Annotated in this window: 25 protein-coding genes; 9 read left to right on the top strand and 16 right to left on the bottom strand. The window is 63.2% G+C overall.

Annotated features, from left to right (window positions below; all coding sequences use genetic code 11):
• Positions 1–3 precede the first annotated feature (3 nt).
• Positions 4–1164, top strand: a complete 1161-nt coding sequence (gene hpnH / locus PQQ96_RS31620) for an adenosyl-hopene transferase HpnH (protein WP_408299843.1) — start codon at positions 4–6, stop codon at positions 1162–1164.
• Between the two features lie 126 nt (positions 1165–1290).
• Here the strand turns inward: hpnH and PQQ96_RS31615 are convergent, their stop codons facing one another.
• Positions 1291–1896, bottom strand: coding sequence for an MlaC/ttg2D family ABC transporter substrate-binding protein (locus PQQ96_RS31615; protein ID WP_408299841.1), 606 nt, complete (start codon positions 1894–1896; stop codon positions 1291–1293).
• 211 nt (positions 1897–2107) lie between these two features.
• Between PQQ96_RS31615 and hpnN the strand changes: the two genes are divergently transcribed.
• Both hpnN and PQQ96_RS31605 read left to right on the top strand, forming a co-directional pair.
• Positions 2108–4720 (top strand): hopanoid transporter HpnN, encoded by a 2613-nt coding sequence (hpnN, locus tag PQQ96_RS31610; protein WP_408299839.1) that lies wholly within the window; start codon positions 2108–2110, stop codon positions 4718–4720.
• Positions 4721–4722: 2 nt separating this feature from the next.
• Entirely contained in the window at positions 4723–5706 is a 984-nt protein-coding gene (locus tag PQQ96_RS31605) for an MlaA family lipoprotein (RefSeq protein ID WP_408299838.1), read from the top strand.
• Between the two features lie 324 nt (positions 5707–6030).
• On the opposite strand, the gene PQQ96_RS31600 is transcribed toward PQQ96_RS31605, so the two are convergent.
• The 8 genes from PQQ96_RS31600 to PQQ96_RS31565 form a co-directional block, all read right to left on the bottom strand.
• Complete coding sequence (locus tag PQQ96_RS31600) at positions 6031–6510, bottom strand: acyl-CoA thioesterase (protein ID WP_408299837.1); 480 nt, start codon at positions 6508–6510, stop codon at positions 6031–6033.
• 173 nt (positions 6511–6683) lie between these two features.
• Complete coding sequence (locus PQQ96_RS31595; protein WP_408299835.1) at positions 6684–7415, bottom strand: phosphorylase; 732 nt, start codon at positions 7413–7415, stop codon at positions 6684–6686.
• 3 nt (positions 7416–7418) lie between these two features.
• Positions 7419–9467: a squalene--hopene cyclase gene (gene shc, locus PQQ96_RS31590; protein WP_408299833.1), complete on the bottom strand. Its 2049-nt coding sequence runs from the start codon at positions 9465–9467 to the stop codon at positions 7419–7421.
• Positions 9464–10735 carry a hydroxysqualene dehydroxylase HpnE gene (gene hpnE / locus PQQ96_RS31585; protein ID WP_408299831.1) on the bottom strand — a complete coding sequence of 424 codons (1272 nt, stop codon included), beginning with the start codon at positions 10733–10735 and terminating at the stop codon, positions 9464–9466. Before hpnE ends, shc begins: the two co-directional genes overlap by 4 nt.
• 4 nt (positions 10736–10739) lie before the next feature.
• A complete protein-coding gene (hpnD, locus tag PQQ96_RS31580; protein WP_408299829.1) occupies positions 10740–11588 on the bottom strand; it encodes a presqualene diphosphate synthase HpnD in 849 nt (282 codons plus the stop codon).
• A gap of 229 nt (positions 11589–11817) precedes the next feature.
• Complete coding sequence (locus PQQ96_RS31575; protein WP_408299828.1) at positions 11818–12756, bottom strand: sensor domain-containing diguanylate cyclase; 939 nt, start codon at positions 12754–12756, stop codon at positions 11818–11820.
• Positions 12753–13376, bottom strand: coding sequence for a chemotaxis protein CheC (locus PQQ96_RS31570; protein WP_408299826.1), 624 nt, complete (start codon positions 13374–13376; stop codon positions 12753–12755). Before PQQ96_RS31570 ends, PQQ96_RS31575 begins: the two co-directional genes overlap by 4 nt.
• A complete protein-coding gene (locus tag PQQ96_RS31565; protein ID WP_028195969.1) occupies positions 13369–13737 on the bottom strand; it encodes a response regulator in 369 nt (122 codons plus the stop codon). The genes PQQ96_RS31570 and PQQ96_RS31565 overlap by 8 nt, the downstream gene beginning before the upstream one ends.
• A gap of 207 nt (positions 13738–13944) precedes the next feature.
• Between PQQ96_RS31565 and PQQ96_RS31560 the strand changes: the two genes are divergently transcribed.
• From PQQ96_RS31560 to PQQ96_RS31550, 3 genes are all read left to right on the top strand, one after another.
• Positions 13945–14286, top strand: coding sequence for a hypothetical protein (locus PQQ96_RS31560; protein WP_408299825.1), 342 nt, complete (start codon positions 13945–13947; stop codon positions 14284–14286).
• Between the two features lie 129 nt (positions 14287–14415).
• On the top strand, positions 14416–16704 hold the full coding sequence (locus PQQ96_RS31555; RefSeq protein ID WP_408299823.1) for a hybrid sensor histidine kinase/response regulator family protein: 2289 nt from the start codon (positions 14416–14418) through the stop codon (positions 16702–16704).
• 217 nt (positions 16705–16921) lie between these two features.
• On the top strand, positions 16922–17962 hold the full coding sequence (locus tag PQQ96_RS31550; RefSeq protein ID WP_408299822.1) for a hypothetical protein: 1041 nt from the start codon (positions 16922–16924) through the stop codon (positions 17960–17962).
• 125 nt (positions 17963–18087) lie between these two features.
• Here the strand turns inward: PQQ96_RS31550 and PQQ96_RS31545 are convergent, their stop codons facing one another.
• The 4 genes from PQQ96_RS31545 to PQQ96_RS31530 all read right to left on the bottom strand — a co-directional run bounded on the left by PQQ96_RS31545 (position 18088) and on the right by PQQ96_RS31530 (position 20195).
• Positions 18088–18642: an NADPH-dependent FMN reductase gene (locus PQQ96_RS31545; protein ID WP_408299820.1), complete on the bottom strand. Its 555-nt coding sequence runs from the start codon at positions 18640–18642 to the stop codon at positions 18088–18090.
• Positions 18643–18964: 322 nt separating this feature from the next.
• On the bottom strand, positions 18965–19234 hold the full coding sequence (locus PQQ96_RS31540) for a DUF6723 family protein (protein ID WP_408299818.1): 270 nt from the start codon (positions 19232–19234) through the stop codon (positions 18965–18967).
• A gap of 11 nt (positions 19235–19245) precedes the next feature.
• Entirely contained in the window at positions 19246–19530 is a 285-nt protein-coding gene (locus PQQ96_RS31535; RefSeq protein ID WP_408299816.1) for a hypothetical protein, read from the bottom strand.
• A gap of 533 nt (positions 19531–20063) precedes the next feature.
• A complete protein-coding gene (locus tag PQQ96_RS31530; RefSeq protein ID WP_408299815.1) occupies positions 20064–20195 on the bottom strand; it encodes a hypothetical protein in 132 nt (43 codons plus the stop codon).
• A gap of 450 nt (positions 20196–20645) precedes the next feature.
• On the opposite strand from PQQ96_RS31530, the gene PQQ96_RS31525 reads away from it, so the two are divergent.
• Entirely contained in the window at positions 20646–21254 is a 609-nt protein-coding gene (locus PQQ96_RS31525) for an RNA polymerase factor sigma-70 (protein ID WP_172317077.1), read from the top strand.
• Entirely contained in the window at positions 21241–21444 is a 204-nt protein-coding gene (locus PQQ96_RS31520; RefSeq protein WP_093634333.1) for a zf-HC2 domain-containing protein, read from the top strand. The genes PQQ96_RS31525 and PQQ96_RS31520 overlap by 14 nt, the downstream gene beginning before the upstream one ends.
• 150 nt (positions 21445–21594) lie before the next feature.
• On the opposite strand, the gene PQQ96_RS31515 is transcribed toward PQQ96_RS31520, so the two are convergent.
• Both PQQ96_RS31515 and PQQ96_RS31510 read right to left on the bottom strand, forming a co-directional pair.
• Entirely contained in the window at positions 21595–21885 is a 291-nt protein-coding gene (locus PQQ96_RS31515; protein ID WP_408299812.1) for a DUF1272 domain-containing protein, read from the bottom strand.
• A gap of 137 nt (positions 21886–22022) precedes the next feature.
• Positions 22023–23399 (bottom strand): GntT/GntP/DsdX family permease, encoded by a 1377-nt coding sequence (locus PQQ96_RS31510; protein WP_408299810.1) that lies wholly within the window; start codon positions 23397–23399, stop codon positions 22023–22025.
• 226 nt (positions 23400–23625) lie between these two features.
• Here PQQ96_RS31510 and PQQ96_RS31505 point away from each other — a divergent pair, with 226 nt between their 5' ends.
• Positions 23626–24609, top strand: coding sequence for a sulfonate ABC transporter substrate-binding protein (locus PQQ96_RS31505; RefSeq protein WP_408299809.1), 984 nt, complete (start codon positions 23626–23628; stop codon positions 24607–24609).
• 27 nt (positions 24610–24636) lie between these two features.
• On the opposite strand, the gene arsC is transcribed toward PQQ96_RS31505, so the two are convergent.
• Positions 24637–24996 (bottom strand): arsenate reductase (glutaredoxin), encoded by a 360-nt coding sequence (gene arsC, locus PQQ96_RS31500; protein ID WP_408299807.1) that lies wholly within the window; start codon positions 24994–24996, stop codon positions 24637–24639.
• Positions 24997–25422 lie beyond the last annotated feature (426 nt).

Raw genomic sequence — 25422 nt, 5'->3', positions numbered from 1 at the left:
GTCTTGTCTATTCCGCTGCTACAGAAAGTCCGGGTCGGCGCTTACATCATGCGTCAGCACCTCTCTGGTAACAAACGCTACCCGCTCGCATTAATGCTGGAGCCGCTGTTCCGCTGCAATCTTGCCTGCAATGGCTGCGGCAAGATCGACTATCCGGATCCCATCCTGAATCAGCGTCTGTCGCTCGAAGAATGCCTTGGCGCAGTCGACGAATGCGGCGCACCGGTGGTTTCGATTGCAGGCGGCGAGCCGCTCCTGCACAAGGAAATGCCGCAGATCGTGAAGGGCATCATCGCGCGCAAGAAGTTCGTGTACCTGTGCACGAATGCGTTGCTGATGGAAAAGAAGATGGACGACTACGAGCCGAATCCGTACTTCGTCTGGTCGGTTCACCTGGACGGCGACCAGCAGGCGCACGATCACTCGGTGTCGCAGGAAGGCGTGTACGACAAGGCTGTCGCCGCGATCAAGGAAGCGAAGCGCCGCGGTTTCCGCGTGAACATCAACTGCACGTTGTTCAACGACGCCGTGCCGGAACGCGTCGCTGCGTTCTTCGACACGCTGGGCCCGATGGGCGTGGACGGCATCACCGTCTCGCCGGGTTATGCGTATGAACGCGCGCCGGATCAGCAGCACTTCCTGAACCGCGACAAGACCAAGCACCTGTTCCGCGAGATTTTCAAGCGTGGCAACAACGGCAAGAACTGGTCGTTCAGCCAGTCGGGCATGTTCCTCGACTTCCTGGCCGGCAATCAGACGTACGAGTGCACGCCCTGGGGCAACCCGGCGCGTACGGTGTTCGGCTGGCAGAAGCCGTGCTACCTGGTCGGCGAGGGCTACGTGAAGACCTTCAAGGAATTGATGGAGACCACGGAGTGGGAAAAGTACGGTACGGGCAACTATGAGAAGTGCGCGGATTGCATGGTGCACTGCGGCTTTGAAGCGACTGCCGTGATGGATACGGTGGCGCACCCGCTGAAGGCGTTGAAGGTTAGCCTGCGCGGCCCGAAGACGAGCGGTGCCTTCGTCAAGGACATTGCGTTGGATAAGCAGCGTCCGGCCGAGTACGTGTTCTCGCGCCACGTCGAGATCAAGCTCGAAGAAATTGGGCGTGCTGGAAAGGGTAAGAAGGTGCAGACAGCGACTTCCGCTTCTGCACACTAAGCTGTGCCTGGGGCGGCTTAGGGCGGCTTAGTGCCGTTTTGTCCGCCTCATGATGGGCATGGGTAGAAAAAAAAGTGCGGTGGCCTGATGGCCACCGCGCTTTTTCTTTTTGCGCGATGCGTTGCTTCAGCCTGCGCTGCGTGCGTTATGGGCAGTCAGGAACTTGATCAGCCCATCAATGCCGCCCTTGGAAATCTGATCGGCAAACTGCGTCTGATAAACCTGAATCAGCCAGGCACCCATCATGTTGATGTCGTAAATCCGCCAGCCCGACGCGTCTTTCGTCATCCGGTAGTCAATCGCATCGTCGCCGCCATTGCTGATCACGTGCGACTGCACGACCGCATCCTTGGCGCCGGCCGGCACGTTGACCGGTAGAAATTTGAATTTCACATCCTGATCCCGCAACTGCGACAGCGAGGCGGCGTACGTGCGCACCAGCAGCAGCGTAAACTGCTCGTAGAGTTGCTTCTGCTGCTCGGGCGTCGCCGTACTCCATGCCTTCCCTACCGCGATCCGCGTGGTCCGCTGAAAATCGGTAGCGGGCACAAACCGCGTTTGGACCAGATCGGTGATCTTCGCCATGTCGCCACCGCGGGCCTGCGGATCAGCCTTCATCGCGGCGACCGTGCCTTCGACGGCACTCTTCACCACCGCATCAGGCGCGCTTTGCGCATAGGCCGCAGTGGACACCACGGCCGCAGTCAGAAAAGCAGACAGATAACGTTTCATACGCTCGCCAAAACCCAAAGAAGTAAGCGCCGGCAGGCTCAAGAGCCCACAGCGAAAGCAGGATAGACCAGTATACCGATATTGCGTTCCCACCCCAATCACGTCGCCCGGGAGCCGGCCTTGCTACCGAAGTGGAGCCGAACCGCTCCGGCTCTGTATACTTGTGCACTTTCGTTAAAACCACCGTCTGCGATAAGGCCCCTCCGCCTACATGTTGAAGTCATCTATTGTCCGTCTCGTCGCCTATTCGGTGCGCCATCCGTCACGGATCATCGCGCTGTCGCTCGTGCTCGCCGTTTTGAGCAGCTTCTACGTCGCCCATAACTTCAAGATCAACACGGACATCAGCCGTCTCATCGAGACCGACAAGCAATGGGCGTCGCTCGAACATGCCATGGACAAGGCCTTCCCGGATCGCGGCGATACCGTGCTGGTGGTGGTCGAAGCCCGCGCCCCGGAGTTTGCGGATGCGGCCGCCAATGCCCTGACGGCCGCGCTGAAAGCCGATCCGAAGGAGTTCACCACGGTCTCGCAGCCCGCCGGGGGCCCGTTCTTCGAACATAATGGTCTGCTGTTTCCGTCCACCGATGAAGTCCTGTCGACCACCTCGCAACTCGTCCAGTCCCGCCCGCTCGTCAATGCGCTCGCGCACGATCCGAGCCTGACCGGCCTCGCGGGCACGCTGACCACCAGCCTGTTGCTGCCGCTGCAACTGGGTCAGGTGAAGCTGGCCGATATGAGCCATTTGCTGTCGCAAAGCGCCACCACGCTCGATCGCGTGCTGGCCGGCCAGCCGGCGGCGTTCTCGTGGCGCGCGCTGGTCGACAAGAGCGCCGCCACGGATCCGGCGCGCGCCTTCGTCACCGTGCAGCCGGTTGTGGACTATGACGCGCTGGAGCCGGGCGCGACCGCGTCGAAAGCGATCCGCGACACCGCGGCCTCGCTGCACCTCGATGCGCGCTTTGGCGCCACGGTCCGTCTGACGGGCGAACAGCCTCTCGCGGACGAAGAATTCGCATCGGTCAAGGACGGCGCCGTGCTCAACGGCATCGGCACCTTCATCGTCGTACTGGTCATTCTATGGCTGGCCCTGCGTTCGGGCCGCATGATCGTCGCCGTGTTCATCACGCTGTTCGTCGGACTCGCGATCACCGCAGCGCTCGGCCTGTTGCTGGTGGGCGCGCTCAACATGATCTCGGTCGCCTTCATGGTGCTGTTCGTCGGGCTCGGGGTCGATTTCGGTGTGCAGTTCGGCGTCAAATATCGCGAGGAGCGTAATCGCGACGACCGTCTTTCCGCCGCCCTCATGCATACCGCACACAGCATCGGCGTGCCGCTGACGCTCGCTGCCGTGGCAGTCGCGCTGAGCTTCTTCTCGTTCCTGCCGACGGCCTATCGCGGCGTGTCGGAATTGGGCGAGATCGCCGGCGTCGGCATGTTCGTCGCGTACTTCACCAACATGACGCTGCTGCCGGCGCTGCTGAAAGTCTTCAACCCGCCGGTTGAAGCCGTTTCGCCCGGCTTCAAGCAACTCGCCCCGGTCGACGATTTCCTCGATCATCACCGCAAGCCGGTGCTGATCGGCACGCTGATCGTCGTCATCGGCGCCTCGCCGTTGCTCACGCATTTGCGCTTCGACTTCAACCCGCTGCATCTGAAGGACCCGCATACAGAATCGATGGCGACGCTGTTGTCGCTGAAGGATTCGCCAGAAGCGGCGGTCAACAATGTGCATGTGCTGGCGCCCACGCTTGCCGATGCGGACCAGAAGGCCGCGCGCCTGCGCGCACTGCCGGAAGTGGGCCGCGTGACCACGCTGGACACCTTCATTCCGGGCGAGCAGCAGCAAAAGATGATGCTGATTGCCAGCGCCGCGCAGCAACTCTTGCCCGCGCTGCAGCAACAGCCCGCACCCCAGGCCACGGACGCGGTACGCGTCGCCACGTTAAAGCGCGCGTCAAACCAGCTCTCACTCGCCGCCGACGACCACCCGGGCCCGGGCGCCGCCGAAGCCAAACACCTGTCCGAGACGCTGCAAAAGCTGGCTGCTGCCGACGCCGCCACGCGCGACCGTGCCGAAACCGCGATGTCCGAGCCGCTGCGCATTGCGCTGAAGCAACTGGCGGATCTGCTGCAACCGACCGAGATTACGCGCGACAACCTGCCCAAGGAAATCTCCACGAGCTGGGTTTCGAAGGACGGCCACGCGCTCGTCGACATTGCGCCGAGGATACAACCCGGCACCGATCCGAACGACGACGCGATGCTCGCCCGCTTCGTCCGCGCGGTGAAGAAAGCGGAGCCGGACGCGATCGGCGGCCCGATTTCGATCCTGAATTCCGCCGACACGATCATCAAGGCGTTCCTGCAGGCCGCCGGCTATGCGTTGCTGTCGATTGCCATTCTGCTGTGGATTGCGCTGCGACGGCTTAGCGATATGCTGCGCACCCTGGTGCCGCTGCTGGTGTCGGCGCTCGTGACGTTGGAGTTGTGTGTGGTGTTTGGTATGCCACTGAACTTTGCGAACATCATTGCGTTGCCCCTGATGCTGGGTGTCGGCGTAGCATTCAAGATCTACTTCGTGATGGCGTGGCGTAACGGGCAGACGGGTCTTTTGCAGTCGAGCCTTACGCATGCCGTGTTGTTCAGCGCAGCGACGACGGCGACGGCGTTCGGCAGCCTCTGGCTGTCGCACCATCCGGGGACGTCGAGTATGGGACGCTTGCTGGCGCTCTCGTTGTTTTGCACGCTGATTGGCGCAGTGGTGTTCCAACCGGTACTGATGGGCAAACCGCGACGTCGCGCGAAGCGCAAAGGAATATAAGTATGAAGCTGCGAACCACCGTGCTGGCGCTGGCCGCCACCGGGCTGATCTCTGGCTGCGCGACCGGCCCCGACCGCAAACCGGGCGACCCATTCGAACCCGCGAACCGCGTGATTTTCAAGTTCAACGACGGCATTGACCGCTTCGTCGCCGTCCCGGTCGCCAAGGGTTACCAGAAGGTGACACCACAGCCGTTGCGTACGGCGGTGAGCAACTTCTTTTCGAACCTGGGTGACCTGACTAACGCCGCCAACAACCTGTTGCAACTGAAGATCACGGACGCGACCGAAGACTTCGTGCGTTTCGCGTTCAACTCGACCTTTGGACTGGGCGGCCTGCTCGACTGGGCAACACCGGCCGGCCTGCCGAAGCACCACCAGGATTTTGGGTTGACGCTGGGCCACTGGGGCATCCCGTCGGGCCCGTACCTTGTTCTACCGCTATTCGGCCCGAGCACGGTACGTGACAGCATGGGTCTGATCGTGGACGTGAAGTTCAACCCGCTGAACTACATTGAGCCGGCGGTGCGCAATCCGCTGTACGTGTTGCAGTTCGTGAGCGTGCGCTCCGACCTGCTGGGAGCATCCAGCCTGCTGGAACAGGCCGCACTGGACAAGTACTCATTCGTTCGCGACGCCTATACACAGCAGCGCCAGGCGCGCCTGCGCGGCACGGGCGAGAACGCCGCCCCGCTCCCGAACTACGACGACCAGGACAACTCCGGCGCCGCCGCGCCTGCCAAGGGCGCTGCGGGAGGCTTACCGAACTACGCGGACCCAGGCGACGCAGCCGAAGCCCCCAACGCCGCATCCGGAAGCGCCACAGGCGCCCCGGCGGGCGTACCGAACTACAGCGACCCGGGCGAGACACCAAACGCCCCAGCGGCAGCGCCTGCTGCGCCGTCGGGTGCAGTGACACCGGCACCGACCCAGCAAAGCGCGCCGACGGGCAAGAAACCGCCGGAAGTAGTCCCGGCACCCCAATAAGTGGTTTGAGTCAGACGCCCCGGCGCGCAAAGCGTGCCGGGCATGTGCTTCGGCGCGCGAAGCGCCGCCGGAGGTATGACTGCATTGTCACTCGCGCCGAATGTGCGAGAACACAGATTCCAGATGCACCACTACCGCGACTGTGCGGGGGACCCGCTTAGCAGGGGGTTCGAGCCGCTTTCTTTGCTTATCTTTCTTTGCGGCGGCAAAGAAAGTAAGTGCCGCCCCGCACAGGGGCAACGCTAATAAACCAATAACAAATCAAGAAAAAGCCAACGCCGCAGGCAAACAGAAACAAGCGCCGCGCAGGCAAAAACCCAAAGCTTAATGCAAACTCTCAACCTCACCACGCGCAGCGCCAACCTCCTCATCCACGCCAGCGCCCCCCTGCGGCAAAGCCCGCGAATCCTGCCGATATCGTTCAAACGCCTCATCCGCATATAGAATCTGCGTCCGCCCATGCGGCATGGGCTCGCCCTTCTCATCGAGATTAACAAACACCATCTTCTCGACAGTCAAAATACTCTTACGGGTAATCTTGTTCCGCACTTCACAGCGAAGCGTAATCGACGTACGTCCAAAATGCGTAGCCGTCATCCCGAGTTCAATAATGTCCCCCTGCCTCGCAGAGCTCACAAAATTAATTTCGGACATGAACTTGGTCACGACCCGCTGGTTATCGAGCTGACAGATGGCGTAGATAGCGGCTTCTTCGTCGATCCAGCGCAGGAGGCTACCGCCGAACAGGGTCCCGTTCGGGTTGAGATCTTCGGGCTTGACCCACTTTCTGGTATGAAAATTCATCTGGTACTCCGTGTTCGATAGCACCGAGGGTAAGGGCTGGGCGCCACAAACCTAGGGTTAACACTGACATCGTACCAAATATAAGGGTTTTCCCTAGTTTTTCAATATGCGCTGAATTGTGACCGACGAGTGCCGGCCACGGGAAGCAAAACACAGGCGGCGAGCAGCCGCCGTCAAGCAACAGCCATCCGCAAAACCCCAGCCTCGCCCATCGCATGCCGCGCCTGAACCAGCGTGGTCCGCGCCGCCCGCGCATCGGCGGCAACCTGAATCAGCGCCCCGAGCTGCGACGGCTGCCGCAACAGCTCCCTCAAAATGGGCCCCAACGCCGTCGTGCCATCGTCCCGCAAGCCAGCGGTCGCGGCAGAAGGCAACGTCCGCCAGGCCGGATCGACAATCGCGCGGCACACGGCAAACGGCAGGCCATGCGCGGCGGCCGTCGCACCGGCAATATGCGATTCCATATCGACGGCCAAAGCGCCCGTGGAGCGATGCAGCGCGCGCTTATCGTCAGCGGTGACCAAAGGCGCGGTCACAGCCGCCACGACCCCACGCCTCAGGCGGACCGCCAGCGGCCCGATCGACAGCGCGGCGGCGAGCCTGTCAGCCCATGGCCGATCCGTCTCGAGCCGCCCAAACGGCCCCTCGACGGCCTCCCCCACGATCAGCGTGCCCGGCTCCAGATCGGGCGCCAAACCACCCGCCGTCCCGAAACTGACGATTCCCGAGCAGCCGCGCGCGACCGCCGCGCTCAACGCCCGCTCCAGCAAATCGGCGCGTGCCGCGTAGACCACCTCGACACCCTTGCCGCGCGCGATGCGCGCTTCGAACGCCATCCCCGTCACCACGATCACCGGCAAGGTGCTGCGGCCGGCGTCGGCTGACGGCGTTGTCGACAGCGCCATCCGTTACATCCCGACCGTGACGCGCGTCAGGCCGTTGCGCGTCAGATGACGGAAGCGCGCCAACGCCCACAAAGGGAAGAACTTGCGATAGCCGTGGTAACGCAGATAGAACACCCGCGGGAAACCGGTCGCCGTGAAGCGCGTTTCGTCCCACAGGCCGTGCTCGCGCTGTTCGCGCTGCAAATACTCGACGCCGCGCGCGACCGCCTCGCGATTCACCTCGCCCGCGGCCATCAGGCCCATCAGCGCCCAAGCGGTTTGCGACGCCGTGCTCGGCGCGCGCTCGTAGCCGCGATAGTCGAGCTTGTAGCTCTCGCCGCCCTCGCCCCAGCCGCCGTCTTCGTTCTGGATCGACAGGAGCCACTGTGCGCCGCGCTTCATGCGCGGGTCGTCGTGCGGCAGACCGGCGGCGTTCAGCGAACACAGCGCGGTCCACGTGCCGTAGATGTAGTTCAGGCCCCAGCGGCCGTACCAGCTACCGTCCGATTCCTGTTCCTTCAGCATGTAATCGAACGCGCGTTGCGCCGGTTCACTGCCCTGCGGGAATTCGCCGAGTTGCGCGAGCATCGACAGGCAGCGGCCCGACACATCCGCCGTCGGCGGATCGAGCAATGCGGCGTGATCGGAGAACGGAATGTTGTTCAGGTAGTACTGGGTGTTTTCGGGTTCGAACGCACCCCAGCCGCCATCGCTGCTTTGCATGCCGACCACCCATTCGCGCGCCCGCGCAATGGCTTCGCGATCGGCATCCGAGTGCGTCAGCGCCGCCGAGCGATGCATCGCCATCGCCACCACCGCCGTATCGTCGACGTCCGGATAGTGCGCGTTGTTGTACTGGAACGCCCAGCCGCCAGGACGCACGTTCGGACGGCGCGAGATCCAGTCGCCGCGCACGTCGAGAATCTGCAGCGGACGCAGCCATGCAAGCCCGCGTTCAGCCGCCTGTTCCGCATGCGCTTCGCCAGTTTCAAGCAGCGCGTGCGCCGCGAGCGAGGTATCCCACACCGGCGACAGACACGGCTGGCAATAAGCTTCGTCATCCTTGATGACGAGCAGCTTTTCGATCGACTGACGGGCGATTGCGCGATTCGGATGATCGGCCGGATAGCCGAGCACGTCGTACATCATCACCGAGTTAGCCATCGCCGGGAAAATCGCGCCGAGGCCGTCTTCGCCATTCAGCCGCTCGTCGACAAAGCGCACGGCCTCGCGCACCGAGCGGTCGCGCGTCGCCTTGGGAAACAGGCCGTCGACCATGCGCAACATCACGTCCACGCCGCTGAAGAAGCGGAACCAGCCCTGATGCTGATGCGGCGCCCGCTCGCGCATGCCGGTATTCACCGGTGCGCCGCGGAACAGTTCGTCGATACGCACTCGACGGGGATTGCGCGCCACCGGCCGCTTCGCGTTCAGCACCAGCAACGGCACGATCACCGTGCGCGCCCAGTACGACACCTTCGACAGATGGAACGGGAACCATTGGGGCAACAGCATGATTTCCACGGGCATCATCGGCACGGCACGCCACGACACCACCCCGAACAGCGCGAGCAGAATCCGCGTGAACACGTTCACCGTTTCCGCGCCGCCGTTCGCGAGAATCGCCTCACGCGCGCGGACCATGTGCTCGGCATCCGGCGAGTCGCCGATCATCTTCAGTGCGAAGTACGCCTTCACGCTGGCGCTGATGTCGAGCGCGCCGTCGGTGAAGAGCGGCCAGCCGCCGTCCGCCATCTGGATGCGGCGGAGATAGCGGCCAATCTTCTGCTCCAGTTCCACGTTCGGCGTTTCGCCGAGATAGTGGACCAGCAGCACGTATTCCGCGGGAATCGTCGCGTCGGCTTCGAGCTCGTAGACCCAGTGGCCGTCCGGATTCTGCGCGGCGAGGATCGCGTCGGTGGCGCGCGTGATCGCGGCGTCGAGCGGCCCGGCGGACGCTTGCGGCGCAACTTGCGACGCAACAACCGGCGCAGCGGCCGACACAGTCGGCGCCGCATCGGCGAATTCAGGCAGGACGGCGTCCAGCGGCTGGGCTTGAGATAAATCGTTCATCGGCGTTCCATCGGTTGATTCAGCAGCGTGTCCGCGGCCTTCTGGCCGGAGCGGATCGCCCCTTCAATCGTCGCGGGCAGACCGGTGGCCGTCCAGTCGCCCGCGAGCATCAAGTTGTTCCAGCGAGTGCGCGTGCCGGGGCGCAGCGTTTCCTGATCCGGCAGCGGGGCAAACGTCGCGCGCTTTTCCATCACGACCTGCCAGGCCGGCATCGGCTCAGCGGGCAAATTGGCGGCCTGAGCCACTTCGGCCCAGACGGTTTTCGCGAGCGCTTCATGCGGTGTGTCGAGCAGGCGCTCAGCGGCGTTGACCGTGACCGACACGCGGCCCTCGAAGGCGAACAGCCAATCGGCCGTCGCATTGAGCAGCCCTGTGATCGGCGCCATACCGAACGGCGGCTCGACCGCGAAATGCACGTTGAGGATCGCGGCGAAGCGATTCGGCGAGCGCAAACCCGGCACAAGCGTCTGTGCGATGTCCGGCGGTACCGCGAGCACGACGGCCTGGTTCGCTTCGATCGCGATGCGCTCGTCGGCAAAATTCAGTGCTGATATACGACCGGGGCCGGTGTCGGCAAACTCGATGTCCGTCAGGCGCGCCCCGAGCCGGATTGCCGCGCCGCCATGCTGCAACAGACGCAGCGCCGGATCGACAAAGGCGCTGCCCAGCCCGTTCTTCGCCACCAGAGGCCGGCACGCCAGACCACCGGCGACCAGCGTCTCCCTGACCATCGCGGCCGTCAGCTCGGCCGACGCTTCACGCGGCTCGACATTGAGCATCGCGAGAAACAGCGGCCGCAGCAGGCGATCCCACAGCGGGCCGTTGCAGCGCATGGTCTGCGCCACACTGCGCCCGGGCTTGGCGAACAGCAGCGGCACCAGCGCCAGATAGTCGCTCGGGCCGGTATTCGGCACGCGCGCGTTCGAGTCAAAGATCCACCCAGGCAGACGGCCCGGCGACATGCGCACGGTCCAGCGCGCCCGCGTCGCCAGATCCACGAACGGATACTCGGGCTGAGCAGGGCCGACCAGCTCGTCGGCGGCACCGATCGCGCGCACATAGTTGAGCGTAGCGACATTTCCGGACTGCACCATGTGATTGCCGCTGTCGATGGTGGCGCCCAGCTTGGCGTCGTAATACGAACGGCAACGGCCACCTGCCTGGGGTGCGGCCTCATGCAACACGACATGCGCGCCGCGCCGCTGCAATTGCACCGCAGCGGCCAGGCCGGCGAGCCCGGCGCCGATCACATGGATGAGCTTCGGCATCAGCTCAGAAGAGCGCGTAACGCGCGACGATCAACAGCAGGCGCAGTTTCGGCTTGCTGACCTTCGTCCGCGGAATGTCGAATCCGCGCTCGAGCGTGCGGTCGAGCAACACCCGATAGACGCCCGACATGATGCGCGGCGCACGCACGTGGTTGCGCGGCTCGCGATCCATGATCGCGTCGGAGGCAGCGAAATGCGCCTTGGCGCGCTCGGCGAGCGTCGCGCAGACGCGCGGCAGCGACGGATCGTCGGCGATCTGCGTCGGGCTCGTCACCGCGATGCCTTCGCGCGCCAGCAATTCGTGCGGCAAGTAGCAGCGGTTGATACCGGCGTCTTCGTCGATATCGCGCAGGATGTTGGTCAGTTGCAGCGCGCGGCCCAGATGGTGCGCGAGCAGGCGGCCAGGCTCCTCCTGCATCCCGAATATCCTCACCGATAGGCGGCCCGCCGCGCTGGCGACACGATCGCAGTACAGATCGAGCGTGGCCTCGTCGGGCGCGCAGATGTCGGCGGCGGCGTCCATCGCCATGCCGTCGATCATCGCGTGAAAATCTTCGCGTTGCAGGTGAAACGTATGAATGTGCCGCGTCAGCGCGCGCAAGGAAGCGCGCGGTGCGCCGGCGTAGCACGCGTCGATGTCGGCGCGCCAGCACTCGAGTGCGGCGGCGCGTTCGGCGCGCGGCATATCGCTGTCGGCAATGTCGTCGACAGCGCGGCAGAAGGCGTAGACCTGATACATCGCGTCGCGCTGCGCGGCCGGCAGGATGCGCATCGCGAGATAGAACGAGCTGCCGGATGTGGCGGCAGCGGCGTCGATTTCTGTATCGTCCACGACAAGATTGGAAACAGCCAAGACGATCTCCGCTGGAGGCGCCCGCTGAAAGGCGTTCAAGAAGTTTTAATACCTACCCGCAGGGTAAGCGGCCCGCGCGCGCGGACACGCGCGAAACACCCGGCTGGGATGCCGGAAACGGCGAAAAGTATAACAACCTTTGTGAGATGCCGCAGTTTTGAGGGGCAAATAAGGGACGGAAGACGGGCCGAAGCGGACATGTGCCGACCATCGGCCTGGCGGGAAAGGCTCAGGAAAAAGCCACCGAGCGGTTGCGTCCTTGCCGTTTCGCGCTATACAGCGCCGCGTCGGCCTCATTGATGAGCACATCATAGGTCGGCACGCCCACGCGCGCCGCCGCGCCGCCGACGCTGGCCGTCACCGGCACGCTCGTGCCCTGCACTTCAACCGGCGTGTCGGCGATCGTGCAACGAATCTTTTCCGCGACCTTCATCGCGTCCTCAAGCGGCGTGCACGGCAACAGCAAGGCAAACTCCTCGCCCCCGAAACGCCCGAAGGTGTCCTGCACCCGCACCACCCCGGCGACCCGCTGCGCCATCACGCGCAAGACCGTATCGCCGACGCCGTGGCCGAACTGGTCGTTGATTTTCTTGAAGTGATCGAGATCGAACAGCAGCACGGACATCTCGCCGCCGTAGCGCTGCCAGCGCGTGTACTCGTCGCGCAGGCGCGCTTCGAAGAAACGGCGATTGGCGATACCCGTGAGGCCGTCGCGGTCCGCGTATTCCTGCAGCTTGGCGACCGCCTCTTCACGCTCGCGCTGCACGATGCTGACATGCGTGACGTCGGAGATGGTCACGCACACCGCCACCACTTCGCGGTCGCGCATCAGCGGCATGAACGTGCAGTCCTGCTGCATGAAATCGACGCCGCCGGTAATCGGCCGGTCGTGATCGAACTTGAAGAGATACGGGCGCTGCTCCCACGAACTGAACGCGAAACTGCCGAGCTGAAACACGCTTTCGATCTTGCGCGCCAGCCACACGCGTGGCAGTTCAGGAAAGTGCGTGAAGAGCGATTTGCCGACCATCTGTTCGGGCGACAACCCGCTGTGATCCTGCATGAACCGGTTCCACATGAGCACGTTCATGTCGCGATCGAGCACGAAAATGCCGAAACCGACCCGTTCGACCACCAGATCGCTCAACGAGTCCACAGGCACATTCATAGACTGGACAACAGCGCGTCGAGCGCCTCGTTCATATGCCGGATCGATTCTTCGGCCATCAGCATCACGAGGTGCGCGCGGAAGCTTTGATCCTCGAGCGCGAAATTGACTTCGACCAGCAGCGCGACTTCCCATTGCAGCACACCGGGCTGGAACACTTCGTCGAGCGTCATCGCTTCGCCGAGCAGGCCCGGCGCGGAGAAAACCGGCATGCGGCCGAGCTGGTCGAGAATGCACGAGACACACGCGCCCGTCAGCACGTTCGCGACGTCGAACACGAGTTCTTTCTGGCTCACCGCCTCGTAGCTCGAGCGCGAATACGGATCGCTCACGAGCGAACACAACTGGTCGATGCTGTCGCTGCGGCAGATCACCAGCGCTTCGCCCTTGATGTCGGAGCGAAAGCCCTGGCGCACCGCGCTCACCGTGTCCTCGATGCCGGTCATCTCGCGCAGCGCCTGGGCCGCTTCGTGCACCGCCACCACCTTCACGCGCGGCACCGACAATTCGATGAACGCATCGAGCAGGTGCGCGAGGCGCGTCGCGGCCTGGCCCATCGCCAGATTGGCGACCTCCTGCAGCGCGTCGCGCTGGTCTTCGTTGAGGACTGGCTCAGACATACAACCCGTACTCCTTGAGGATGGGCAGTACCGCCTCGGGCGTCACGGGCTTGGCGATGAATGCAGCGGCGCCCAGTGCGCGCACGCGCGATTGGGCCATCGGCTGGACATCGGCGGAGACGACGATGACGAAAGTGTTCAGATCCTCATGCTGCAACGCTTCCAGCACCTGATAGCCGGTCATGTCCGGCATCGTCAGGTCGAGGAACATCACCGACGCCTTGCCTTCGCGATACAGGCCAAGCGCTTCGCGCCCGTTCGTCGCGTAGGACACGTCGACATCCCAGTCCGGCGGCAATGCCTTGGTGAGCACCTTGCGGGCAAGCAATGAATCGTCGGCGATCACAATGGGCAAAGGCATGGGCGGGTCGGTAAGCGGGATGAGCTCTTGCGCGTTAACGGCGGGTAGAGGCAATTTCTTTAGCGCGCGGTCTGTCGACCAGCCGCAAAACGGACTGAGACTTGCGAGAATACGGCTTGCAGACGAGCGGGGAGAACGCGCGGCGAGGCGCTTTGGACGGAACCGTTGAGCACGAATGGATGCGTGCGAGCACGGTGGACGACGGCTATGACCGGCATGTTCGAAGCCTACCCCGTAGATGATTCCGCGCGGCTTCACGGATCGGATGGTCCCCTTGCCGCGCGCGTGATTCCGCGAGCGCCTTCCGTCACGCGTTGTGCGCGTTGTCTGGCGGCCCTCGCGGCAGATGCGTCCGGGCATGGCGGACACATTATTTGTAATGACGCCGATTTTCGAAGTAAAACGGCGGAAAGGCAATACACCAATATCGCGCTGATTAAAGAGATCTTCCTGATAGGGACTATTTTGGAAAATATTTTGGTAGATATGGAAGGTTTTCTTTTACATTTATACTTTTGTGTACGTTTGCGCTTCTCGATTCGTCACTGATTCAAACAGCAGACAAATGAGGCGCCGACCATGTGTGACGGTAACCAGTACCGCTGCGACATGTCTATGCTTTTCGTATGAGGCCGACTCCTGGCCCTTTCGCCCTGAACGACCTTAGCGTTATCGACCATGACACAAGACCGGTTCGACCCGTCCGAAGCGAGCCGACTTTCCGCCAACCACCAGCCCGAGGCGCGGTTCCCGGCCGTGCCGGAACAGAATTTCCACGTCCGGCGCATGACGCTGATCGCGCTGCTGATTGCAGCGATCGTGTTGCCATGCGTGTACGTCGCCGCGATGGCCTTCAGCGATCTGCGCGGGCGCATGGCCGACGCGACCGACGTGACGCAGCGCACCGTGCGCGTGGCGGAAGAGCACGCACTGAAAGTGTTCGACATGAACGAGACGCTCGACTCGCGCATCGTCGATCTGACACAAGGTCTGGACGACGACGGGATCCGCGCGAAAGAAGCCGATATCCACGAGAAACTGCGCACCATGGGTGGCGGCTACCCGCAGGTGGCGGGCGTGTCGATTTTCGGCCGTGAGGGTGATCTGCTCGCCACCAGCCGTTTCTATCCCGCGCCGGTGCTGTCGATTGCCGATCGCGAAGATTTCATCGGCATTCGTGACGGCAAAGGCCTCGAGCATGTCTCCAAGGTGATGGCGGGACATGTTGTGGGCGAGCAGGTATTCAACACCGGTGTGGAGCGTCCCGCTGCCGACGGCTCGTTTGCCGGGGTCGTCTCGGTGGCCCTGCGGCCCAGCTATTTCGATGCGTTCTACCGGGAACTGCTCGGTGGCAGCGACAGCACGCCGATGACCATGAGCCTGATACGCACCGACGGCGCGATCCTCGCGCACTATCCGCGCCGCCCCCACGAGCCGGCGGCGATGGCGCCAGGTTCGCCTTTGGCCCAAGCGCTCGCGCAAGGGCGGCGAGCCGGTGTCGTACGGATGCATTCCGACATCGACGACGACAACGTGATCCTCGCGTTCCGGCGCATCGGCGCCTACCCGGTCTACGTGTCGTGCAGCTATCGCACCTCGGCGATCTGGGCCACCTGGTACCGGCATCTGAGCGTGCTGATCCTGTCGATGTTCACGCCGTCCATCGTGCTGTGGTGCGTGATCTGGCTGTCGCTGCGGCGCCTCGGCGCCGAAGAGGAAGCATGGGAGCGCTGGCAGGCCGAAGCCTCGATGCGCCGCTCGATCGAATCCGCGTATCGCCAGTCGCGCAAGATGGAGGCGCTCGGCAATCTGGTCGGCAGCGTCGCGCATGATTTCAACAACCTGCTGATGATCGTCTCAGCCAACCTGCAAATCGCCCGGCGGCGTGGTGCGCCAGGGCTCGACCGGGAACTGTCGGCGATGGAGCGGGCGCTCAAGAGCGGTCAGTCGCTCACCCGGCAATTGCTCGGCGTCGCGCGCAAGCAGCCGTTGCGCAACGAAACCCTGGCGCTCGAACGCTGGCTGCCGGCGTGCCGCGAACTGCTGCGCGCCTCGCTCGGCGCGAAGATTTCGCTGGTGATGGACATCGGCGTCAATATCTGGCCGATGCGTGTCGACGTCGCCGAGCTGGAACTGGCGCTGATCAACGTCGCCGTGAACGCGCGCGACGCCATGCCCAACGGCGGGCGCTTCACCGTGCGGGCCGCCAATATCAATTTCCGCCACGAGGACGGCTTTCCGTTGATCGGCGACTTCGTGCAACTGTCGCTTGAAGACACCGGCGGCGGCATGCCGCCCGACGTGCTCGCGCGCGCCTTCGAACCGCTGTTCACGACGAAGCCGAAGGGCATGGGCACCGGTCTCGGGCTGCCGCAGGTTTTCGCCTTCTGCGAGCGCTCCGGCGGACTCGCCGCGATCGACAGTGCGATCGGCGCGGGCACCTCGGTGCGCCTCTATCTGCCGCGCGCCACGGCCGCGCCCGAGGCCGAAGTGCCGGCCGAACCGGGCGTTGAGGAAAGCAGCGCGCCGCACGGTTTGCGCATCCTGCTGGTCGAGGACAACGACGAAGTCGCCGCCGGCACCGAGGCCCTGTTGCAGATGATGGGCCACCAGGTCACGTGCGTGTTCAACGCCGACAACGCGCTGCGCCTGTTCGACGACGCGCACGCGAGGCAGGCTCGCACCGGCGAGCCGCTGCCGTTCGATCTGGTGCTGTCGGACATCCATATGCCCGGCACGATGAACGGCATCGATCTCGCCGAAGCTGTGCTGGCTTTCGACACCAGGCTGCCGGTCATTCTGGTCACCGGTTACGCGGAAGAACTCGACCGTGCGCGGCACGTGAACGTGCGGGTGCTATCCAAACCTTTCGATATCGCATTGCTGGAAAAACTCCTGCAAGCGATCCAGCGCGACCTCGCGCAGACGGACGCCGATCCGGCTGCGGCGGCGCATCCGGCAGGCTGACGCCTGCCTTCTCAGCGTCGCCGCCAATTACCGGCAGTTGTAAAAGCGCGGCAGCGGGATGCCGTGGTTTCTGCGTGACCCAGTCGGCGCAGGCAGGCAGCAGCGGGCGTGCAGTGACATCGTGCGCGCCCGGCATGATCGTTGCGGCGTTGTTTCAGGGAAGGAGGTCGACGCGGTTTGCGCCGTCCATTCGACTCAGATACGCCGGGAGGCAGCCATGCGACACACCGTGATTGGTTTATTCGACACCTATTCTCGAGCAGAAGCCGCGCGCGACACGCTCGTACAGACCGGTTTCGCACGCGAAACGATCGAGTTGCAGGCGAATCCGGAACCCTCCGTTGGCTCAGCCACTGATGAGGTTGCCAGTTCCGGCGTCCTGGCCAATATCGAGCGCTTTCTTTCGAGCCTGTTTGCGTCCGGCCCCCGCGCGTCGGAAGCGGCTCGCTACACGGAAGCCGTGCGCCGCGGCGCCGTGCTGGTCTGTGTGAACGCGGCAAGCGAATCGCACGCGGAACTCGCTCGCAATACCTTGACGAGGCTGGGCGCGACCGACATCGGCGAGCGCTCGCCCGATTGGGACATGCAGCCGGAATCGAGCCGCGACCATTCGATACTCGACGAGCTCGGCATCGGCGCAGTGATGCCCGGCACGCCGCACACATCGAGCGTCGCGACGCCCGGCGTGGCGCCTGCCGGGGAAACGACGGCGGGTTCAACCAGTCCGCCTGCCGCTACGCCCGATCCGCTCTATCCGCCGCCGCTGATGGGCAGCGACGCCGAGCCGTTCGTCCCGCCGCCGCTCGCTGAGCGGCCGGTGCTCCGCCCGGTCGACGAGCCGGTTACCGACCCACTGGCCAGCGATGCGGCACGAAGCGCGATCGCCGCCGGTTCGGTGCCGGGCTCGGGCGCAATCATGCAGCCATCGGAAGTGATCCCCGCAGCGGGGCAACCGGCTGCGGGTTCAGGCGACCCGATTCCAAACGAGTATCTGGAATACGAAGAGGATTTCCGCACGCACTACGACGAGCAGTACGGGACCGGCACCGGGAACGCGCGCTATGAAGACTACGTGCCGGCCTACCGCTACGGCGCGGAGATCGGTCAGGACGCGCGTTATCGCGACAGACCGTGGGACGACGTCGAGCCGGAAGCGCGGCGCCATTGGGAAACCACTTCGCCGGACAGCACATGGGAGCGCTTCAAGCTCGCCGTGCGTCATGGTTGGGAACGGGTGACGGGGCACCACCACGTCTAAGCGGGGGAGCCCGTAGCGCCGACGTGCCGTGGCGTTGCGGCAACGTCGGCGCTTTCAGTCTGAACAGACCTTCGCAAGGCCGTCCGGATTGACCCGGTGTGACCCGGCTTGATCCGAATTGGCCGTCAGTCAGCGGCCTGACGTTTGACCCACGCGACGTAGCGGTCGACGAAAGTCTGCAAGAACTTGCGCGTGCCGTCGTTCACGATCTCGCCTTTCTCGTTGATGGCCGCCGCGTCGTGCTTGATGAACATTTCAGGTTGGCCAAGCGTGGGCACATCGAGGTAGGCGAGCACATTGCGCAGATGCTGTTGGGCCAGCGCCGTGCCGGTTGCGCCGACTGAGGTCCCGAGCACCGCGCCCGGCTTGTTGCGCCACGAATTGGTGCCCCACGGCCGCGAACCCCAGTCGAGGGCGTTCTTCAGGACACCCGGCATGGAGCGGTTGTACTCGGGGGTGACGAATAGCAGGCCGTCGGCAGCTTCGACGCGCTGCTTCAGTTGTTTGGCGACTTCGGGATAGTCGGCGTCGTAGTCCTGGCTGTAGAGCGGCAAGGAGCCGATGTCGATGAACTCGAAAGTGAAGTCCGCGGGCGCGAGTGAAATCACGGCGTGCGCCAATTGGCGGTTGAACGACTCGCGACGCAAGCTGCCGACGACGACTGCGATGTGATAGGCCATGGTTCGCTTCCTTAAGGTGAGGCGCTTGACGCGCAAAAGGGTACGAACTGTCCATCATAGGCAAAAGCCTCGCGGCATGGCGACGGCGAATACAAAAACACCTTCTTCTGGCTGCGCGGGTCCCGACCTTGAAAGTGGCGACCGGTGGATAACCCGGTAGCACCCAAAGTTATCCACAGATTTACTGAATAACCTTGTGGATAACTGGTACTTTTGCCTTGTCAATCAAGCATGCTTTCGGTCTAGGAAGATTTGAGGCAAATGGGGATACTTTGCTGTCCGGCCGGATGAAAATCCGCTCGGGCAGCATAAGTCTGATGATTCATTCCGGGACGGCGATGTCGCCATCCACAAGCTGCCAGCCGTACGTCTCGGCAAACAGTTGCGCCGCATCGGCATTTTCAAAGAACGGCATGTCCGCGTGGCCCTGAAAGGGGTAGATCACGCGCTCGTCGCTCAACCGGATCACTTTCAGCGTCGGCACCGTACCGCTGGAAGTACGACGCGACGACGCAGCAACCTGATAGTTCGCGCGACCCGTCAGCGGTGTGGAATTCGCGCCCTGCGAGCGCCTGGAGACGTGGCTTGCCATCGGTGCGCGCATCAAAGCCCAGCGATCGTCTGGCCGGCAACCATGCCGTCGATCACCCGTTCCGCGTAACTCGCTGAGGCAATTCGCGCGTCGCCGGCTGCGCCGAACGGGGAACGGCTCGGCACGCGAAAGACGCGGCTGCTGGTCAGGGTGTCGTCGGTGCCGCGCCGGCAGATTCGCACGGCAGCGTCGAAGCCCGCATCGTAGTGGCGTGCGCCGTCGGGAGAGCGCGGCTGGTGCGGATAAACCAGCGGATAAATCTCGAGGCCCCGGTAGCTTCTGATCGTATTGCTCATGGTGGTCGTCTCCGGTGAGGGATCTCGCTTGCAACGCGTCGCTGTGTGTTCGGCGCGACGCGGGACGAGTCACGGCGTTTCAGCGGAAAACAAGGCGTTGATCGACGATGTGCGTCAAGAGCGGCCGATTGTGTCAGGCCATGCCAACGACACCGCCAAGCTGAGTAGAAGAAAGGGACCCCGTTCGATTCAGGGCGCTGTAATGAGAGGCTGATGCCTGAGGGACTGCGTAAGACGCGCAGGAGAACTGCAAGCTGTTGGCCTACTGTAACACGTTAGAAGAGCGAGCATTAGGCGCATTTGCGCGCCGGGCGCGGGTGTTGCTTCGGAGTGCCGGGTATTGTGTACCGCTTTCTGTTTCGTGACACTCGCACGCCGCTGGAATGGGCCTGCGGCCAATTCTGCGGATGCCTTGCACGCGCGTCAAACGTGTTGGATTAAATGCAAAAAGGGCGCCTTTATCGGCACCCTTTTTTGACTTCGAGAACCCGCCTCGTCAGCAGACTTGCTCCGGACATCTGTCCGGCAGACGATTAGTTGCCAAAGAACACGTTGCAGTACGATGCCGGGCCGTTGCATTGGGCCGGTGCGGCAGCTTGGGCTACGCCCGAAGCAGCAGCAAACAGGGCGGCGGAAGCGATCAGGGCGGTAAGAATGCGTTTCATGGTGCGACTCCTCTTCAGCGTTTGGTTCGCGATCGGATACGATCGATGGACTGAAGAATAGCGATTCAGTGTCCGCTTAAAAATACCGAAGACAAGAAGACTTTTTTTCAAATAGTGAAATAATCCGGGCACGCATTTGTGGCGAGTTTGGGGCGTGCCCGACTGCACGTCTCACCCATACGCTTGCCGTTAAGGCTCGCTACCGCGGCCTTGATTTCATTTTCCGCAATAATGTTTTTTGCTGTCATAAAACCCGTTGCGGCGCGACTAAGCTCATCAGGGTCATCGCTTGCTGGCGGACACATGTTCAATACCAATTCGCTTGTGCAGGAACGTGCGGGAGAATGGCGCACACGTCCGGGAACTGCGCGAGGAGAACCACCCGCCTATGAACCACAACGATTCAAGAGAAAACGTGCGGCAAACGCGGGCGCAGCGACGGAGCTTGCCATGGCGCAAGTAAGCGGGCCGGCGCTCGACGATCCCGTCTATCTGACGCAACTGCGGCGCGACCTGTTGCGCTTCGCCCGTTTGCAACTGCGCGATGCCGCGGCCGCTGAAGACGCCGTCCAGGAGGCCCTGGCCGCCGCCTGGACGCAGGCCGACCGGTTTGCCGCGCAATCGGAGCACAAGACGTGGGTGTTCGGCATCCTGCGGCACAAGCTCGTCGACACCTTGCGCGCCCGGCAGCGCACGGTGAACCTGTCGGCGCTCGAATCCGAAATCGATGGCGAAGCGCTACTCGATCGCGAGCTCTTCAAGGACAACGGCCACTGGTCGCGCGAGAGCAAGCCGCAACCATGGCCGGCGCCGGAAACCGCGCTGCGTCAGCAGCAATTCTGGACCTTGTTCGAGATGTGTCTGGAACACCTGCCCGAGCAAATCGGGCGCGTGTTCATGATGCGCGAATTCCTCGATCTCGAAACTGAAGCGATCTGCGCCGAACTGCAGATGACCGCCAATCACTGCAGCGTGCTGATCTACCGCGCGCGGCTGCGCTTGCGCACTTGCCTGAGCGAAAAGGGCCTATCCAGAGAGGATGCGAATGGGGAAGTGTAAGCACATCACGCGCCTGTTGTCGGACGCGCTCGACCGCCGTTTGACGACCGGCGAATGGGTCGCGATCAGGCTGCATCTGCCGACTTGCAGCGGCTGCCGCAATTACCGTAAACAGATCCGTCTGCTGCGCGTGGCGGCGCGCACGGTGAGCGGGATTGCGACGCCGGGGGCGGGCGGCGGCGAGGATTGAAGTGACGTATTTGAAACGCGGCATCTGGGCTTGAGCGGTGCCTTGAGCGGTGCCTTGAGCGGTGCCTTGAGCGGTGCATCAAGCGGTCGCATCGAGGACGGCGAAGCGAACGGCGACCATATTGAACGCCGCCGTCAACTGTTGCCTTGTTTAGCGTTCGCCAGGCGGCGTGTTCCGGTAGCGCTCGAAGAAGCTTGCGTGCGACGCTTCATCGATGGAGACGGGATGCGCTTCGGCGCCGGCCGGATGCTTGGCCAACTGCGCGCGCGTGCGGATCGGCCGATGCTGGAAATTGCCGCCGCAGTTCGGACACACATTGCGCAGCGTGCCAAGCGCACACACTTCGCAGAACGTGCATTCGTATGTGCAGATCATCGCGTCGGGTGCGTTCGGCGGCAATGATTTGCCGCATCCTTCGCAGGACGGTCTCAGTTCAAGCATGGTGGCTCCGCGTTGAGAGGGGAGCGAGGTGCGGGACTACACCTCGCCAGCGTCCAGGCAGTGTAAGCGGAGAGGGCGATGCGGAATTGACAGCTCAGCGTCAATTCCTGCCACCGTTCGTAATCGCGATGCCTGGCTCAGGTCAGCAGGGTCCACAACGCAAACGTCAAGGCGAGGCCGACGACGGATACGATCGTCTGCAGCACCGACCAGACCATAACCGTCTGCTTCAATTGCAGCCCGAAGTACTCGCGCACCATCCAGAAGCCCGCATCGTTCACGTGGCAGAAGAACACGGAACCGGCACCGATCGCGAGCGCCATCAGCGAATTGTGCGTGGCGCTAAGGCCCACGACGACCGGCGCGACGATACCCGCGGTCGTCGTGGTCGCAACCGTCGCGGAACCGGTGGCCTGCCGCAGCGCGACGGCAATCAACCACGCCAGCAGAATCAGCGGCATGTGTGCGCCAACTGCGATCTTGCCGATCGTTGTGCTGATGCCCGCCACCACGAGCGCCTGCTTGAGTCCACCGCCTGCGCCAATGGTCAGCAGCAGCGCGGCAATCGGCGGCAGGCTCTTGCGCAGAATGCCGCCGACCCGGTCGCGCGCCATGCCACGCGACCAGCCCAGCGCCACCACGGCGAACAGCACGGTGAGGCCCAGCGCGACCAACGGCTCACCCAGAAAATTGAGCGCGTTGAACAGGAAGGTGTCGGGTTGAAGCAGAAGTTTGGCGACCGTGCGGCCCAGCATCAGCACAACGGGCAGCAGGATCGTGATGAGCGAGATCGCGAAACTCGGCGGCTCACCGGCATTTTGTGGCGCGGTGAAAAGCTTGCCCATCTCTTCCGGTTCGACCACGTGCATCCGTTTCGACAACCAGATGCCGTAGACCGGGCCCGCGAGAATGACCGCCGGAATCGCGACGATCAGTCCGAAGCCTAGCGTCAGGCCGAGATCGGCATGCAATGCGCTTACCGCGATCAGCGGACCCGGATGCGGCGGCAGCAGCGCGTGCAGCGTGGTCATGCCCGCGAGGGCGGGAATCGCAATCCGCAGGATCGGCTGCTGCGAGCGGCGCGCCATCACGAAGATGATCGGCACCATCATCACCAGTCCGACCTCGAAGAACAGCGGCAAACCAACGATGATCGCCACCAGCGCCATCAGCCACGGCAGCGTGCGTGGCGTGGAATGTTTGAGGATGGTCGAGACGAGCCGGTCGGCCGCGCCCGATTCGGCCATCAGCGCACCGAGCATCGCACCGAGCGCGATGATGATGCCGACGTCCCCGAGCAACGCGCCGGCGCCTTTGCTGAAGGCGCTGGCCACCGCTTCCAGCGGCAGACCGGCCGAAAAGCCCGCTGCGAATGTGCCGACCAGAATCGACAGAAACGGCGCGAGCTTCAGCACGCTGATGAAAATGATGATCAGTGCGAGCCCGAGCAAGCACGACAAGATCAGTTGCGTGTCGTGGGGTGACCACGGCGCGAGTGTTGTCGTCAGATTCACGATGTCCCTTTTTCGATTGACGCAGCCGCGACTGCGCGCGGATGACGGATTGTAGCGGGGCGCGGCGACTTGACGCAGCGTGACACGCAGATAAGGACCGCGGGTGAATCCGGGTCCTCTGCCGTGATTTGCTTATGCGAATTTATCGGTTTGTCCAGGCTTGCAGACGAATTATCGTCAGAGCCAATCGGTCCGTTTCGCGGCCGTCTTCTTAACGAGCACTTTTATGTCCCGTCATCCGCTGCTCAACCGCCGCGCGTTTATCGCCGGCGTGGGCGCCTCGCTGGCCGTTGCGGCCTTACCCGTTGTCGCCACGTCTGTCTTCGCCGCGGATGCTCAAGCGAAAGAATTTCGTATCGGTTATCAGAAAGCAGCCAGTACGCTCGTGTTGCTGAAGGCGCATGGCACGCTCGAAAAGCGGCTCGCCCCGCTTGGCATCACGGTGAAGTGGACCGAGTTTCCCGCCGGGCCCCAGTTACTCGAAGGATTGAATGTCGGCGCGATCGACTTCGGCTATGTCGGCGAGGCGCCCCCGGTGTTCGCGCAAGCGGCCGGCGCAAACTTCGTCTACACCGCTTATGAAATCCCGACGCCGCATGCCGAAGGCATCCTCGTCCATCAGGACGCGCCGATCAAAACGCTCGCCGATCTGAAGGGCAAAAAGATCGCGCTCAATAAAGGCTCGGACGTTCACTGGTTTCTGGTCGCAGCCTTGCAGAAGAGCGGCGTGAAGTACAGCGACATCCAACCCATCTTTCTGGCACCCGCCGATGCGCGCGCGGCGTTCGAGCGCGGTGCGATCGACGCATGGGCGATCTGGGACCCGTTCCTCGAGGCGGCAAAACGCCAGTCGAATGCCCGCTTGCTCGCGGACGCCGAAGGTATTGTGAGTCACCACCAGTTCTTCCTGAGCGCGCGGCCGTTTGCGCAGCAAAACGGTGACGTGCTCGCGATAGTGATGGATGAGGTGGGTAAAGAGGGCGCGTGGGTACGCGGCCACTACAGCGAAGCGGCCGCTCAGCTCGCGCCGATTCAGGGGCTCGGCGCAGGCGTGATCGAAGCGGGTTTGCGGCACTACGCGCATATCTACAAACCCGTCGACGCAAACGTACTTGCAGAACAACAACGTATTGCCGACGCATTCAGCGAACTGCGCATCATCCCGACCAGGATCGTGACGAAGGACGCTGCATTGCCTGCCAAGGCCTAGGTCACCTGGGCCGTGATGTTTCGACGCCTAGGCGAATAACGCTTCGACATTTTCCGGCGGGCGGCCAATCACGGCTCGCCCGTTCCGCACGACGATCGGTCGTTGCAGAAGGATAGGGTGCGTGGCCAATGCTTCGTATAACTGAGCGTCGCTCAGCGTGGCGTTGGCGAGTTCGAGTGTTTTGTATTCCGCTTCGGTGTCGCGCATCATTTCGCGGACGGTGCAGCCTAGCTGCGCGTTAAGTTGCTTTAACTGTGCGACCGTCAGCGGCTGCTTCAAGTATTCGACAATTTCTGTTGCTTCGTTTGCGCTGTTGTAGGTGCTGGCGATCAGGTCGCACGTGGCTCGCGATTTTGAACAGCGGGGGTTGTGGTAGATGGTAATCATGGTTGTCTGGATAGGGTGGCGTGGATTGGGTTGAGGGCGGCTTTTGCAAGGGATTTTAGCGGGTGCTGGCACTCGGGTGCGTGGGCCGTAGGGCGGGGGGCGATCGGGTTTCGCGTGGGTGGAGCGGGGCTTTGTCGGTCGGTGAAGGTGTCGGTCGGTTTATGCGCATAAAGTGCGTGCAGGAAGGTTGCCGTCACGTGCTTCAGGACAGCGCGCGACGCTCGGCGGAACACTTCGACTCATCGTGCGAGGGCCTGCCTCTGTATGGATGAAGACAGACCCACTCCCATCCGAGTCCCGAGTCCCGAGTCCCGAGTCCCGAGTCCCGAGTCCCGAGTCCCGAGTCCCGAGTCCCGAGTCCCGAATGCCGTGCCGTGCCGTGCCGTGCCGTGCCGTGCCGTGCCGTGCCGTGCCGTGCCGTGCCGT

This window comes from Paraburkholderia sediminicola (genome assembly GCF_046027825.1).
In the GTDB taxonomy this organism is placed as follows: Bacteria; Pseudomonadota; Gammaproteobacteria; order Burkholderiales; family Burkholderiaceae; genus Paraburkholderia; species Paraburkholderia sediminicola_D.
Note: the sequence above shows the minus strand (reverse complement) of the source record. Positions and strands in the feature narration are given on the sequence as shown.

Excerpts from the sequence above, each read along its gene's own strand:
- PQQ96_RS31615 (WP_408299841.1), bottom strand. The coding sequence starts at position 1,896 with ATGAAACGTTATCTGTCTGCTTTTCTGACTGCGGCCGTGGTGTCCACT.
- hpnN (WP_408299839.1), top strand. The coding sequence starts at position 2,108 with ATGTTGAAGTCATCTATTGTCCGTCTCGTCGCCTATTCGGTGCGCCAT.
- PQQ96_RS31605 (WP_408299838.1), top strand. The coding sequence starts at position 4,723 with ATGAAGCTGCGAACCACCGTGCTGGCGCTGGCCGCCACCGGGCTGATC.
- PQQ96_RS31600 (WP_408299837.1), bottom strand. The coding sequence starts at position 6,510 with ATGAATTTTCATACCAGAAAGTGGGTCAAGCCCGAAGATCTCAACCCG.
- PQQ96_RS31595 (WP_408299835.1), bottom strand. The coding sequence starts at position 7,415 with ATGGCGCTGTCGACAACGCCGTCAGCCGACGCCGGCCGCAGCACCTTG.
- shc (WP_408299833.1), bottom strand. The coding sequence starts at position 9,467 with ATGAACGATTTATCTCAAGCCCAGCCGCTGGACGCCGTCCTGCCTGAA.
- hpnE (WP_408299831.1), bottom strand. The coding sequence starts at position 10,735 with ATGCCGAAGCTCATCCATGTGATCGGCGCCGGGCTCGCCGGCCTGGCC.
- PQQ96_RS31575 (WP_408299828.1), bottom strand. The coding sequence starts at position 12,756 with ATGAATGTGCCTGTGGACTCGTTGAGCGATCTGGTGGTCGAACGGGTC.
- PQQ96_RS31570 (WP_408299826.1), bottom strand. The coding sequence starts at position 13,376 with ATGTCTGAGCCAGTCCTCAACGAAGACCAGCGCGACGCGCTGCAGGAG.
- PQQ96_RS31565 (WP_028195969.1), bottom strand. The coding sequence starts at position 13,737 with ATGCCTTTGCCCATTGTGATCGCCGACGATTCATTGCTTGCCCGCAAG.
- PQQ96_RS31560 (WP_408299825.1), top strand. The coding sequence starts at position 13,945 with ATGACCGGCATGTTCGAAGCCTACCCCGTAGATGATTCCGCGCGGCTT.
- PQQ96_RS31555 (WP_408299823.1), top strand. The coding sequence starts at position 14,416 with ATGACACAAGACCGGTTCGACCCGTCCGAAGCGAGCCGACTTTCCGCC.
- PQQ96_RS31550 (WP_408299822.1), top strand. The coding sequence starts at position 16,922 with ATGCGACACACCGTGATTGGTTTATTCGACACCTATTCTCGAGCAGAA.
- PQQ96_RS31545 (WP_408299820.1), bottom strand. The coding sequence starts at position 18,642 with ATGGCCTATCACATCGCAGTCGTCGTCGGCAGCTTGCGTCGCGAGTCG.
- PQQ96_RS31540 (WP_408299818.1), bottom strand. The coding sequence starts at position 19,234 with ATGGCAAGCCACGTCTCCAGGCGCTCGCAGGGCGCGAATTCCACACCG.
- PQQ96_RS31535 (WP_408299816.1), bottom strand. The coding sequence starts at position 19,530 with ATGAGCAATACGATCAGAAGCTACCGGGGCCTCGAGATTTATCCGCTG.
- PQQ96_RS31530 (WP_408299815.1), bottom strand. The coding sequence starts at position 20,195 with ATGAAACGCATTCTTACCGCCCTGATCGCTTCCGCCGCCCTGTTTGCT.
- PQQ96_RS31525 (WP_172317077.1), top strand. The coding sequence starts at position 20,646 with ATGGCGCAAGTAAGCGGGCCGGCGCTCGACGATCCCGTCTATCTGACG.
- PQQ96_RS31520 (WP_093634333.1), top strand. The coding sequence starts at position 21,241 with ATGGGGAAGTGTAAGCACATCACGCGCCTGTTGTCGGACGCGCTCGAC.
- PQQ96_RS31515 (WP_408299812.1), bottom strand. The coding sequence starts at position 21,885 with ATGCTTGAACTGAGACCGTCCTGCGAAGGATGCGGCAAATCATTGCCG.
- PQQ96_RS31505 (WP_408299809.1), top strand. The coding sequence starts at position 23,626 with ATGTCCCGTCATCCGCTGCTCAACCGCCGCGCGTTTATCGCCGGCGTG.
- arsC (WP_408299807.1), bottom strand. The coding sequence starts at position 24,996 with ATGATTACCATCTACCACAACCCCCGCTGTTCAAAATCGCGAGCCACG.